This is a genomic window from Pedobacter sp. NJ-S-72, assembly GCF_053890575.1.
Genome location: NZ_CM132681.1, coordinates 1,363,471 through 1,375,798, shown reverse-complemented (window position 1 = coordinate 1,375,798; position 12,328 = coordinate 1,363,471). Strand labels below are relative to the sequence as shown.

The window sequence follows — 12,328 nt, the reverse complement described above, 5'->3', positions numbered from 1 at the left end:
GACTGGTTTTAAGATTTTTATTGAAATCCTGAATGAATACATACTGAAAATAGAGGAGGGGCGCCACCGTCCTTATTTCAATCCGCAGTCTGTATCTGTTTAATTGTTCATTTCCTTAATAAATTATACGTTAGCGGATAATAATTAATATTTTTTCATCTCAAATAATTGAGACTTTATGCATTATAATGTTTCATTTAATTATGTTAAATTTAAGTTAGTGTAAACCAAATAATAAATTAACGTATGATGAAAAGATTTACAAAACAAATGTTTTTGCTTGTAATGCTCTGTTTTACAGTTGGGTATGGGCAAGCTCAAAGTATCGTTATTAGCGGTTCTGTTATAGACAAGCTAAGCCGGGAACCGATCCCCGGAGCAGGGATTACCGTTAAAGGAAAAACCGTCGGGACAACCACAAATCAAAATGGAAAGTACGCGTTCAGCACTTCAGAAAAGGCTCCATTTACCCTTGTTATTTCCTTCCTTGGTTATACTTCAGTTGAGAAACTGATCACAGGTAATACTGCCAGCCTGGATGTAGAACTGGAACAGGCTGGTATTCTAGGTCAGGAAGTTGTTATTTCGGCTTCAAGAACTCCGGAAAGGATATTGGAATCTCCGGTTTCCATAGAAAGAATGGGTCAGAATACCATAAAAGAAATAGCTGCACCCTCATTTTATGATGCATTGAATAATATGAAAGGTGTTGAGGTCAGTACGCAGAGTTTGACTTTTAAATCGGTCAACACCAGAGGGTTTAACTCAAATGGTAATACCAGGTTTAATCAATTTGTTGACGGAATGGATAACCAGGCACCAGGACTGAATTTTGCCGTAGGTAATATCGTTGGGATCAATGACCTGGATTTAGACAATGTCGAATTAATTATTGCCGGGTGCATGCATCATCTGCACTTTATGGTGCCGGCGGGATTAATGGTACGATGCTGATGACTTCTAAAAGTCCATTTGATTATCAGGGGCCAAGTTTCCAGTTTAAGACCGGGATTAATCATGTCAATGATAATAACACGGGTGTACAGCCTTATAATCAACTGGATGTCCGCCTTGCGAAAGCCTGGAATAATAAATTTGCGATCAAGGGAACTTTTTCATTTCTTCAGGCACAAGACTGGCAGGCAGATAATTTCTCCAATTTTGACCGTGCTTCAAGAAAAGGGAAATCCGGAGACAGAAGCTCAGATCCAAATTATGATGGGATCAATGTATATGGTGATGAAGTGAGTCAGAACATGCGTAATGTAGCTCAATCTGTACTTAATGCGGGAACTTCTGGTTTTATTCAAGGTGCACTTGGTTTGGCAGCTCCACCTACTGCTGCGCAGATTGATGGGTTTAAGTCGGATCCTAATAGGTTAAATGCACTAAATGGATTTCTAAGAACGAATACAACCATGAGACCTTTTTATGCCGGACTCAATACACCGGGTTTGCTTCCCAATCAGAATGTGTCGCGAACAGGTTATGAAGAAAGTTCACTGGTAGATTATAAGACACAGTCGCTCAAGGTATCCGGTTCGGCAAATTACCGCTTTACAAAAACTATTGAGGCTATTGCACAAGTATATTGGGGTACCGGCACTTCGGTGTATACAGGATCTGATCGTTACTCTCTGCGAAATTTCAGCATTGGTCAGTATAAACTGGAATTGAAAGGACAGGACTTCTTTCTCAGAGGTTATACCACACAAGAGCGTTCCGGAGATTCTTATATTGCTTCTATTCTGGGAAGTTATATCAATGAGACTTCTAAAAAATCTACGGATTGGTTTCCTCAGTATGTAGGAAATTATATAGGGGCAAAATCTCTGGGTGCGACAGATGCCGCTGCTTATGCAGCAGCAAGGGCAGCGGCCGATCAAGGCAGATTTGTTCAGGGCTCTCCACAATTCGAAACTGCTAAAAACCAGATATTGAATACAACGATTTCGGGAAGTGATTTCAGCAAGAGTATTTATGGAGCGAAATTCGACGACAAAACAAACTTATATCACTACGAGGGAATGTATAATTTCAGTAATTTGTTTAATAACGTCGTTGAATTTCAATTGGGTACATCTTATCGTTTATATCAGTTGAGATCAAACGGAACTATCTTTAATGATTTGGTTGATAAAATTGATATCAAAGAATACGGCAGCTTTGCACAGCTGGGTAAAAAGTTTTTTGATGATAAATTCAAACTGACAGTTTCTGGACGTTATGATAAGAGTACTAATTTCGACGGTCGTTTTACGCCTAGAATAACAGGTGTCTATACTGTCGCTAAAAATAATAACATTCGTGTTTCCTATCAAACGGGATACCGGAACCCAACTACTCAGAATCAATACATAGATTTATCGGTAGGTGGTGGTTCACAAAGATTAATTGGTGGGATACCACAAATTCTTGACAAATACAGCTTATATGCAAACCCGGCATATACTGATATAAGCTACCGGGCTTTTCTTAATTCTGCAGCAGGAGGGGGACCCCCGACCCCAGTTTATTAAAAGCTTACAATTTTGATCCGAAGGGAGTTCGTCCTGAAAGTGTACAAGCCTATGAAATTGGGTATAGAGGGTTGTTAGGACCAAAATTCCTGATTGATGCCTATGCTTATTATAATATATACAAAGATTTCATCACAGCAGTAGATGTTTATCAGAAAGATCCTAAAGGATCGACTTTTACAAAATTCGGGGTTCCTGTTAATGCGAAAGGAAAAGTGACTTCTTATGGAGCAGCTTTGGGTATCGATTATTTACTTGCAAATTATACTTTGAGCGGCAATATCTCTTATAATAACATTGGAGATATTCCGGATAATTACGTTAATGATTTTAATACTCCGAAGGTTCGTTATAACCTGGGTATAGGCAAAAAAGAGCTGATTAAGAATGTTGGTTTCAATGTTAACTATCGCTGGCAGGGTAAATTTTACTGGAATTCTTCTTTTGCTTCCGGAGATGTACCTGCATTTGGTTCTTTGGATGCTCAGGTTAACTTTAAAATCCCTTCTGTAAATTCTATAATCAAAATCGGAGGTTCAAATGTTCTGAACAAGTATAATTTCACTTCTTATGGAAATCCGGCAGTCGGTGCAATTTATTACGTGGCTTACGCATTTAATCCATAGTTAGATTTATTTTTCGCGCAAAAGCAGGGATTTGAAAAGAGTGGATCTATGTGCAATAGATATTTATAATGAAACAGTTACGACTTTGATTGAGGAACGTTTTAATACCCTATCTGGAAACTAATCGTCCAGGATTGATCAATGATGGAAAAGAAATTATATACTGGTCTGAACGTGATGGATGGGGACATTTTTATCTGTTTGATGCTGCTGGAAAGCTAAAAAATCAAATCACAAAAGGTGCTTTCCATTGTGTGAGATATCGTTAATGCAGATCAAAAAAATCGGGTACTTTATTTTACCGCCAATGGTAGAGAAAATAATGAAAACCCTTATTATTTGCATTTGTACCGTATTAATTTTGATGGTTCAGGAATTAAGCTGCTGAATGCCGGAAATTTTGATCATGCAATCAGTATGAATGACGAAGCTAAATTCTTTGTAGATAATTCTTCAAGAGTAAATACTGCACCCAAAGCAATAGTGAAAGATAACAATGGCCAGGTGATCATGGATCTGGAGACTACTAATCTTACCTTATTGATGGCTACAGGATATAAATTCCCTGAACCATTTACTGTTAAAGCAGATGATGGCATAACTGATATTTATGGTGTAATGTACAAGCCTTTTGATTTTGATCAGACCAAAACATATCCAATCATTGAATATGTTTACCCAAGTCCGTAAACAGAAGCTGTAAATAAAACATTTACGAAAAGTATGGATAGAGTAGATCGTCTGGCACAGTTTGGTTACATGGTCATTACTGTTGGTAATCGTGGTGGTAAATCCTGCAAGATCTAAATGGTACCACACTTATGGCTATGGAAATCTGCGTGATTATGGGTTAGCCGATAAAAAGGCTGCTATAGTGCAATTGGCAGACAGAAATAAATTTATTGATATCAGCAGGGTAGGGATTACCGGGCATTCGGGAGGTGGTTTTATGTCTACAGCAGCGATGTTGGGTAGATATAGTGGAAATGGAAAAAGAAATAGAACAAATGTTCAATTGCTTATTAAATTCATCCTCGAAAATCCCGAAAAGTGAATCTTCATGTTCAGTCGCTTTCCATTGATTATGCCAGTGATAAGCATAACAACCAGGGAAAAAGTCCTTATACGATTGTATGTTTAGATGATTTGTAAACTCACTATCAAATTGCTTAAAGAATTCCGGAAAATCATTTATTGGATATTTTTCAGGTTTTATACCTTGCCAAACCGGATCAAAAAATGCACAGGGAAGAACGTTTAAGTTCTTGTAAAAGAAGATCTGAATAATTCAGAATAATCCAGGGCAGCACGGTACGCTTTTTAATACCTTTATTTAATATATAGTTACAGAGATCACTTTTTCTTTTTAGATTGAGTATTGCACTATTAGCATAAGGTTGAGTTTCCCATGCATAGCAGAATTCAGAATCTAGTAAACCACCAAAATCTTTAAGAAACATGACATCTAAATCGAAATATAAGCCTCCATATTTATAAAGCACTAAAAATCTAAAAGCGTCTGATCGCTTAGCCAGATTTTCAGGTTCGTTTACAAGTTTCTTTTTATTTTCCCAGGGGGTATTCTTTATCTAGGGTTGTTTTCATGGTTTAAATATCCATTATCAGCATCCAGCCACAGAATTACTCTGCATTTAGCTAAGTTTTGAGTACTTAAAAACGATTTAATTGAAAACGCCTGTTTACGTCCAATATTTCCATACCAGTAACAGTGATAAATAGTTTTTTTCTACAACAGGGTATTTGGCGGTCGAAATTCTCATTATCTTCAAGAAACTCAATAGCATAATTATTGTCCGTGTATAAACGCTGATCTTCAAGATGTTTCCAGTTAAAAGCATTTCCTCCTGTAATAGGCATTACTTCATAATCTTTGTCAGGCTTGTTAATAATCCTTCTCGCAATCTTCTTTAGTGTTTTTAACATTGTCGTCAAAGGTAATAAATAAATAATCAAAAAGAAACCTCATATATAAACAAGATTTCGTATATCATTCTCTTTTTATATTATGTAATATAATTAACATTATGTTAAGTATAGTTATGCAATATCTCTCTTTATCACCTCCCAAATGCTTCATTATTAGTTTTTATGATTTTATAAGTTTGTACGCTACCCAGATCATAGCCGAAAAACCATATCATAAAAAAGGCCTCAGTATTTACATGATTCTGTAAATACTGAGGCCTTTTTTATGATATGGTTGATTACTAAAACTCCTCTAACTGAGCTTTCAATTCCTGAGCTCTGTCAAATCTATTTTTACGCGTATAAATTTCAATTAATAAATTGATCGTTGGTTTGTCTTTGCGATTAACCTTATGCGCTTGTGCTAAAATCACTTCTGCTCGATTCAGATTAGAAGTAAATGCTGGAATATCTTTCTTAGAAGGATTTAACGCGTCATTGCTCAGGTTAATATAAACAAGGCCTAACTGATACAACGCATCAAAATAATTACGGTCAATATCTAAAGCTTTATTATAAGCTAGTTCTGCTGTACCCATATTCGTGTTTTTCTGATGTAGGTAACCATACAGAAAATACAACAATTTGCTTCTTGTTTCTACTTTTAAAGTATTTTCAATAACCTGTCTGGCTTCGGTGTATTTCTCCGTATCCAATAACAAGTTTATATAATCATTATTTAGCAAGTCGTTGTATGGGTTTTTAATCAGACCTTCCTGAATGATTTTCAGTGCAAGCTCATTATCCAGTTTACGTTTGTAAATTTCTGACATACATACGTTGAAACACAACTGGATTCGCAATACCATTATCTTTAGCACGTTTAAAATAGTTTAATGCTTCATCTTCATTTTTGATACCTTCAGCACTTAATGCTGCATTTACAGCAAGAACTGTATCCTTAGGAAAAAAATCACTAACTTCTTTTAAGTATTTAAATGCTGCTCCAAAATCTTTAGCTTGATAAGCAGATTTTCCTTTTTGCTGTTTTTTAATATTTACATTATAGTTTGAGGCAGTTATCAAACCCGTATTATCTTCAAATTTGTCAAATCTTTTAGCAGAATCAATTGCATTGATTGCCAGATCATAATATTTATCAGAATTATCCTGACTAGGATCAATAATCGCTATATATGAACTCAGATAAGATTTAATTGCCCAGGTTTCCGGCCATTTTCTGGTCTCTCTATCCTTTTCGGCGGCCTCAGCTGCTTTGATCCCCTCTCCTAGTATAGCGAGCTGCGTTTTCTGGTCTTGCTTGCTTATTTTTGATTTGCCGCCTGAAGTTTTCCGACACTATTTCTGGCAATGTATAGTTGTGTTTTTTGGGAGAACGCTGAAGTTGAACTAACCATCAAAATAGTAACTGCAAATATATATCGTTTCTTCATCATATGCTTCATTGGGCTTAGCTGCAAATTTATACAAAAAAAAAGAGGGATAAAATTTATCCCTCTTTTAATATCAATTGATTAAGAATTATTTTTTTGGTGCTGCAGCAGGTGCTCCATTTTGTGCATCCAATAATTTCTTAGTAGCCTCATAATTTACTTTATCATCTTTAAAAGCATAAATAACTTTTAAGTTCTCTAAAGCAGAGATCATTTTAGGATCAAGTTCGTATGCTTTTTTGTAGTAAGGTAATGCCTGGTCAATGAAACCTTTCATTTTAGCAGTGATTTCATCAAATTCCTTTTTCTTTTTAGCATCAATCTTATTTCTTTTTCCTTGTAAATCTAATGCTTGTTTGTAGTAAGTATCGCCCATAGCATATATTGGTATGAAGCATTTTTACCGTCTTTAGCAATTAGTTTATTCAAAGACTCCTGAGATTTTGCGATATTACCTTGTTTAATGTACAGGTCAGTTTGCATACCAGAGAAATAAGGGTTTTCAGGATATTTTGCAATAGCAGCTTCTAATAGTGCTGAACCAGCAACAGTATCTTTCACGGTAGAGAAAGTCGTAGAAATGATTTCGCTGTATAAAGATTCAGAATCTTTAGAACCTAAATCAATGGCTTTTTTGAAGTTTTTAACCATTTCAGGATAATCAGGAATTTGTTTAGCAGTAACACCTGCATTTACAAAAGTTGAAGTATCCTGAGGATTTTTAGCCGTTACGTCATTGAAAAACTGAAGAGCAGATTTGTAATCTTTTTTATTGTAAGCAAAAATTGCTCTGTTTCTCAAAGCATTTGATAAAGTTTGCTCAGCTTCCTTAATGTTTTCTTTTTCTGCACCTTTGGTATCTAGTTCTTTTGCTTTAGCAATTGCAATTGCTTCTTCAGCAATTTTATCTTTAGCAATTGCATTAGCTACGTTCAAAGAATCTATAAATGAAATTTTTGATGCAAATAATGCTCTGTAAGACCATGCATCAGGCATATCTTTAGATTTTTCGTTTGCAATTGCATTATCGGTAGATTTTAATCCTTCTTCAAGAGATTTTAATGTTACATCCAGAGGTTTATTGTTAGATAAACTCGCTAATGCCCAAGTGTTTTTAGCTTTTGAAACTTCACTTTTTTGAGCATTCGCATAGGTGGCAGCACCTATTAAAATCATACTTAAAACTACTTTTTTCATATTGTAAATTGGTTTTAATGAACATAAACCCTACAGAATGAACGTATGTTTAAACTGCAGGGCTTATTGGGTCTGTTTTTTAATTTATAATTAGTTTTCTTCTGTTTCGTCAGTATCATCCTCCTCAGTTTCCTCATCTGCTTCTTCCTCTTCTTCAGCACCTGCCTCTTCCGGAAGAACATCAGTAGGATCTATAATTAAAGATCTTCAGAAACTCTTCAGAAACTTCTTCTTCAGGATCATCCTCATGTTCAATCTTCGCAACAGATGCAATAGAGTCATTACCTTTTAGGTTAATCAGACGAACACCCTGAGTTGCTCTTCCAATAACCCTAAGCTGACTAAGTACAATTCTGATAACGATTCCTGATTTATTGATAATCATTAAATCATCAGCGTCAGTTACTGCTTTAATAGCGATCAGATCACCAGTTTTCTCTGTGATAGTAATAGTCTTAACACCTTTACCACCACGGTTAGTAACGCGGTAATCTTCAACATTAGTACGTTTACCGTAACCTTTTTCAGAAACTACCATTACTGTTGCTGATGGATCATCAACAGCAATCATGCCAACAACTTCATCTTCAGCATGACCTAAAGTAACACCTCTTACACCAGTAGCAGTTCTCCCCATTGGTCTAACAGTGGCTTCATTGAACCTGATAGCACGTCCAGAACGTAATGCCATGATGATTTCACTTGATCCGCTGGTTAAACTTGCTTCCAGTAACTGGTCACCTTCATTGATATTAATTGCATTGATACCATTTACCCTAGGTCTTGAATAAGCTTCCAGAGAAGTTTTCTTAATCGTTCCTTTTTTGGTACACATGATAATATAGTTGTTCTCCAGGTATTCCTGATCTTTCAGATTCTTAACTTTAATATAGGCCTTGATCTTCTCTTCTTTAGGAATATTGATAATGTTCTGGATTGCTCTTCCTTTGCTTAGTCTTGAACCTTCCGGGATTTCATAAACTCTTAACCAGAAACAACGACCAGTTTCTGTAAAGAACAGCATGTAATTATGGTTAGAAGCAATCAGTAAATGCTCAATGAAATCTTCATTTCTTGAATCACTTCCTTTAGAACCTTTACCGCCTCTTGCTTGTGTACGGTATTCAGTTGCAGGAGTACGTTTGATATAACCTTCATGAGAGATTGTGATCACAACTTCTTCATCTTCGATAAAGTCTTCCATGCTCATATATCTTCGGCAGAGTGAACAATAGTAGTTCTACGTTCATCACCGTATTTCTCAAGCATTTCAGCTAATTCATCCTTGATGATCTGCATTCTAAGACCTTCGTCATTCAAAATAGATTGCAAGTATTCAATCGTTTTCATTAACTCATTAAATTCGTCTTTAATCTTGTCTCTTTCCAGACCTGTTAAACGACGTAAAGTCATATCCAGAATAGCTCTAGCCTGAATATCACTTAAACCAAACTGCTCCATTAAGCCCGTTCTGGCTTCTTCCGGAGTATTTGAAGCTCTGATTAATTTAATTACTTCATCTAAATGATCTAAAGCAATTAATAAACCTTCAAGAATGTGTGCACGTTTCTGTGCTTCATCCAATTCAAATTTAGTACGGCGTACAACAACATCATGTCTGTGATCAACAAAGTGTCTGATCAGATCTTTCAGATTCAGCATCTGAGGTCTGCCATTTACTAAAGCGATGTTATTTACACTGAATGAAGTTTTAATGCAGTTTGTTTGAAAAGGTTATTCAATACAATTGAAGCATTCGCGTCACGCTTAATTTCATAAACGATACGGATACCATCCTTGTTTGACTCATCCTTAATATTAGAGATACCTTCAAGTTTTTTCTCTCCGACTAATTCAGCAGTACGCTCAATCATCATTGATTTGTTCACCTGGTAAGGAATTTCAGTAACGATAATAGTTTCACGGTCTTTTACAGTTTCGATCTCAGCTTTGGCGCGCATAACAATACGTCCTCTACCAGTTTCGAAAGCATCCGAAACGCCATTATATCCGTAAATGATTGCACCAGTAGGAAAATCCGGGCCCTTTACGAATTTCATTAATTCAGGGATAGTAATTTCTGTATTTTCAATGTATGCGATAGTCGCGTTGATTACTTCCGTAATATTGTGAGGAGGCATATTAGTTGCCATACCTACCGCAATACCCGAAGAACCGTTAATTAAAAGGTTTGGTACTTTTGCCGGAAGAACTGTTGGTTCTTTTAAAGAGTCATCAAAGTTCAACTGGAAATCAACAGTATCTTTATTGATATCCGCAAGCATGTCCTCAGCGATTTTCTGGAATCGGGCTTCCGTATAACGCATTGCTGCCGGAGAGTCACCATCAATCGAACCATAGTTACCCTGACCTTCTACCAGTAAATAACGTAAGCTCCATGGCTGTGCCATACGAACCATAGTCATATATACTGATGAGTCACCATGCGGGTGATACTTACCCAGTACTTCTCCTACAATACGGGCTGACTTCTTGTAAGGCTTATTGTTAGCCAAACCAAGATCAAGCATCCCGTAAAGTACACGACGGTGTACCGGTTTTAATCCATCGCGTACATCAGGTAACGCCCTTGATACAATAACAGACATCGAATAATCGATGTAGGCAGACTTCATCTGCTCGTCAATATCAATTTTTATAATTTTGTCGTTTTCCTGATTTTCTAAATCTTCTGCCATAAAATATTGATGTTCGTTAAAAACGATTTAAATAAGGTAATGTTATAACCTTGCGAATTTAAGAAAATATTGCTGTTTAAGCGCATTGTGGAAAAAAATTAAGCCCAGTCTATACCTTTTATTAACTTACTCAGAGTTGCAGCCTCTGGGCTGTTTTCTGCTGGCTGGTGGTTATATATCCACTTTGCCATTGGTGGTAAGCTCATTAAGATAGATTCGATCCTTCCATTTGTCTCCAAACCGAACTTTGTACCCGAATCATAGACTAAATTAAACTCCGCATAACGGCTTCTTCTTACGTATTGCCACTCTTGTTCAGCAGCTGTAAATGGGGTGTTTCTGTTCCTTTCAATCAGTTCGGTGTATGCCGGAAGGAAAGAATTTCCCACTGCCAGAGAAAAATTGAACAATTGAAGCCAGTCCAGACCGGTATTTTCAGGTTTCAGCCTGTCATAAAAGATCCCGCCTACTCCACGGGTTTCTTCTCTGTGTTTAATAAAGAAATAATCATCATCCGCCTGTTTTTTAAATTTCAGATAGAAGGATGAATCAAACTCATCGCAGGTTTGCTTAAGCAGGTTATGGAAATATTTAACATCATTATCAATTACATAATGAGGTGTTAAATCTATACCACCGCCAAACCATCTCGTTTGCTCATCCATTTCGAAATAACGGATATTCATATGTATAATAGGTACAAAAGGATTCGAAGGATGAATCACGATAGATACACCAGTAGCGAAAAACTCGTCATTATCAACTTTGAAAGCCTTTTTTACCGCTTCCGGTAATTTACCATATACAGCAGAGAAGTTAACCCCTCCTTTTTCTATTACATTTCCATTTTGAAAAACACGCGTACGGCCACCACCTCCACCCTCTCTGGTCCAGATTTCTTCTTCGAAGTCCCCTTTGCCATCGGCGATAGCCAGGGTCTGACTGATTTGATCCTGGATCTTCTTATACGCTTCTACAACTTTATCTTTTAACATTGTTCCGTGAATATATGGCACCAAAGTTAGATTTTAATATACATAATGTACAACTATAGTTGTACATTATGTATATGTTTTTCATGTATTTCCTTTATGAAAAAGGCTTTGCCGATCAATCAGCAAAGCCCCAAAGAAAAATTAACTACCTAGGATTATCCTTATTTTTTCGGCATTAAAACACCGTCAATTACATGAGTTACACCATTGCTTGAAACAGCATCAGTGATTGTGATTTTAGCATCATTAATATACCATTGACCGTCTTTTTTAGTGAACTTAACTTTCTGTCCCTGAACAGTAGCCAGCTCCAGGCCATCTTTCAAATCAGCAGCTTTATAATTACCCGCAATCACATGGTATGTTAAAACGCCTGCCAGATCTTTTTTCATTTCCGGTTTAAGCAATTTCTCAACTGTTCCGGCAGGTAATTTGTCAAATGCCTCATTTGTAGGTGCGAAAACAGTAAAAGGGCCTTTTCCACTTAAAGTTTCTGCTAAAACAGCGGCTTTAACAGCGGCTATCAGTGTAGTATGCTCTTTAGACTCTACAGCATTTTCAACAATATTTTTTGTTGGTACCATTAATGCCCCGCCAACCATCACGCCTTCTTGAGTATGCATTTTTGAAGTATCAGTCATACTGGACATTTTACTGCTTGTATCTGACATTTTAGATACCGTATCCGTAGCAGATCCAGTTTTTGATGAACTGCAAGCTGATGCTAAAGAAAGAAATGCAAGCGCCATTGCAACTGTGAATATTTGCTTTTTCATAAATTTGTTATTTTATTTTTCTGTTTAGTAAATAGATAAACGGAGTTTAGCGGAGATTGGATTTTTTAATATGAAGATTCCAATAATCTTTCTGATATTTAAGCGACATGATCGTATCAGAAAAAACACTTAAATG

The 12,328-nt window shown here is 36.4% G+C and carries 14 protein-coding genes and 1 pseudogene; 6 read left to right on the top strand and 9 right to left on the bottom strand.

Going from position 1 to position 12,328, the window contains the following annotated elements:
- Positions 1 to 246: 246 nt before the first annotated feature.
- The 6 genes from ACWYN3_RS09135 (at position 247) to ACWYN3_RS09110 (ending at position 4,199) form a co-directional block, all read left to right on the top strand.
- Entirely contained in the window at positions 247 to 954 is a 708-nt protein-coding gene (locus ACWYN3_RS09135; RefSeq protein WP_456220870.1) for a carboxypeptidase-like regulatory domain-containing protein, read from the top strand.
- A complete protein-coding gene (locus ACWYN3_RS09130) occupies positions 900 to 2,519 on the top strand; it encodes a TonB-dependent receptor domain-containing protein (RefSeq protein ID WP_456220869.1) in 1,620 nt (539 codons plus the stop codon). The genes ACWYN3_RS09135 and ACWYN3_RS09130 overlap by 55 nt, the downstream gene beginning before the upstream one ends.
- A 71-nt stretch (positions 2,520 to 2,590) precedes the next feature.
- On the top strand, positions 2,591 to 3,145 hold the full coding sequence (locus tag ACWYN3_RS09125; RefSeq protein WP_456220868.1) for a TonB-dependent receptor domain-containing protein: 555 nt from the start codon (positions 2,591 to 2,593) through the stop codon (positions 3,143 to 3,145).
- Between the two features lie 134 nt (positions 3,146 to 3,279).
- On the top strand, positions 3,280 to 3,414 hold the full coding sequence (locus tag ACWYN3_RS09120; protein WP_456220867.1) for a DPP IV N-terminal domain-containing protein: 135 nt from the start codon (positions 3,280 to 3,282) through the stop codon (positions 3,412 to 3,414).
- On the top strand, positions 3,407 to 3,835 hold the full coding sequence (locus ACWYN3_RS09115; protein ID WP_456222941.1) for a DPP IV N-terminal domain-containing protein: 429 nt from the start codon (positions 3,407 to 3,409) through the stop codon (positions 3,833 to 3,835). The genes ACWYN3_RS09120 and ACWYN3_RS09115 overlap by 8 nt, the downstream gene beginning before the upstream one ends.
- A gap of 91 nt (positions 3,836 to 3,926) precedes the next feature.
- Positions 3,927 to 4,199 carry a prolyl oligopeptidase family serine peptidase gene (locus ACWYN3_RS09110; protein ID WP_456220866.1) on the top strand — a complete coding sequence of 91 codons (273 nt, stop codon included), beginning with the start codon at positions 3,927 to 3,929 and terminating at the stop codon, positions 4,197 to 4,199.
- A 178-nt stretch (positions 4,200 to 4,377) separates the two neighbouring features.
- Here ACWYN3_RS09110 and ACWYN3_RS09105 read toward each other — a convergent pair whose 3' ends face one another.
- From ACWYN3_RS09105 to ACWYN3_RS09065, 9 genes and pseudogenes are all read right to left on the bottom strand, one after another.
- The gene (locus tag ACWYN3_RS09105; RefSeq protein ID WP_456222940.1) at positions 4,378 to 4,734 is read right to left on the bottom strand and encodes a glycosyltransferase; all 357 of its coding nucleotides are present in this window, start codon (positions 4,732 to 4,734) and stop codon (positions 4,378 to 4,380) included.
- A gap of 82 nt (positions 4,735 to 4,816) precedes the next feature.
- Positions 4,817 to 5,089 carry a hypothetical protein gene (locus ACWYN3_RS09100; RefSeq protein WP_456220865.1) on the bottom strand — a complete coding sequence of 91 codons (273 nt, stop codon included), beginning with the start codon at positions 5,087 to 5,089 and terminating at the stop codon, positions 4,817 to 4,819.
- A gap of 284 nt (positions 5,090 to 5,373) precedes the next feature.
- Positions 5,374 to 5,904: a hypothetical protein gene (locus tag ACWYN3_RS09095; RefSeq protein ID WP_456220864.1), complete on the bottom strand. Its 531-nt coding sequence runs from the start codon at positions 5,902 to 5,904 to the stop codon at positions 5,374 to 5,376.
- On the bottom strand, positions 5,882 to 6,157 hold the full coding sequence (locus ACWYN3_RS09090) for a hypothetical protein (RefSeq protein WP_456220863.1): 276 nt from the start codon (positions 6,155 to 6,157) through the stop codon (positions 5,882 to 5,884). Before ACWYN3_RS09090 ends, ACWYN3_RS09095 begins: the two co-directional genes overlap by 23 nt.
- A 456-nt stretch (positions 6,158 to 6,613) precedes the next feature.
- Entirely contained in the window at positions 6,614 to 6,901 is a 288-nt protein-coding gene (locus ACWYN3_RS09085) for a hypothetical protein (RefSeq protein ID WP_456220862.1), read from the bottom strand.
- Positions 6,871 to 7,722, bottom strand: a complete 852-nt coding sequence (locus ACWYN3_RS09080) for a tetratricopeptide repeat protein (RefSeq protein ID WP_456220861.1) — start codon at positions 7,720 to 7,722, stop codon at positions 6,871 to 6,873. Before ACWYN3_RS09080 ends, ACWYN3_RS09085 begins: the two co-directional genes overlap by 31 nt.
- A 90-nt stretch (positions 7,723 to 7,812) precedes the next feature.
- Positions 7,813 to 10,421, bottom strand: a pseudogene (gene gyrA / locus ACWYN3_RS09075) (DNA gyrase subunit A).
- A gap of 98 nt (positions 10,422 to 10,519) precedes the next feature.
- A complete protein-coding gene (gene hemF / locus ACWYN3_RS09070) occupies positions 10,520 to 11,416 on the bottom strand; it encodes an oxygen-dependent coproporphyrinogen oxidase (protein WP_456220860.1) in 897 nt (298 codons plus the stop codon).
- A gap of 161 nt (positions 11,417 to 11,577) precedes the next feature.
- Positions 11,578 to 12,192 carry a fasciclin domain-containing protein gene (locus tag ACWYN3_RS09065; protein ID WP_456220859.1) on the bottom strand — a complete coding sequence of 205 codons (615 nt, stop codon included), beginning with the start codon at positions 12,190 to 12,192 and terminating at the stop codon, positions 11,578 to 11,580.
- Positions 12,193 to 12,328 lie beyond the last annotated feature (136 nt).

What these genes read in the sequence shown, in the direction of transcription:
- ACWYN3_RS09135 (WP_456220870.1), top strand. Translation starts at nt 247, where the DNA reads ATGATGAAAAGATTTACAAAACAAATGTTTTTGCTTGTAATGCTCTGT.
- ACWYN3_RS09100 (WP_456220865.1), bottom strand. Translation starts at nt 5,089, where the DNA reads ATGTTAAAAACACTAAAGAAGATTGCGAGAAGGATTATTAACAAGCCT.
- ACWYN3_RS09095 (WP_456220864.1), bottom strand. Translation starts at nt 5,904, where the DNA reads ATGTCAGAAATTTACAAACGTAAACTGGATAATGAGCTTGCACTGAAA.
- ACWYN3_RS09085 (WP_456220862.1), bottom strand. Translation starts at nt 6,901, where the DNA reads ATGGGCGATACTTACTACAAACAAGCATTAGATTTACAAGGAAAAAGA.
- ACWYN3_RS09080 (WP_456220861.1), bottom strand. Translation starts at nt 7,722, where the DNA reads ATGAAAAAAGTAGTTTTAAGTATGATTTTAATAGGTGCTGCCACCTAT.
- hemF (WP_456220860.1), bottom strand. Translation starts at nt 11,416, where the DNA reads ATGTTAAAAGATAAAGTTGTAGAAGCGTATAAGAAGATCCAGGATCAA.
- ACWYN3_RS09065 (WP_456220859.1), bottom strand. Translation starts at nt 12,192, where the DNA reads ATGAAAAAGCAAATATTCACAGTTGCAATGGCGCTTGCATTTCTTTCT.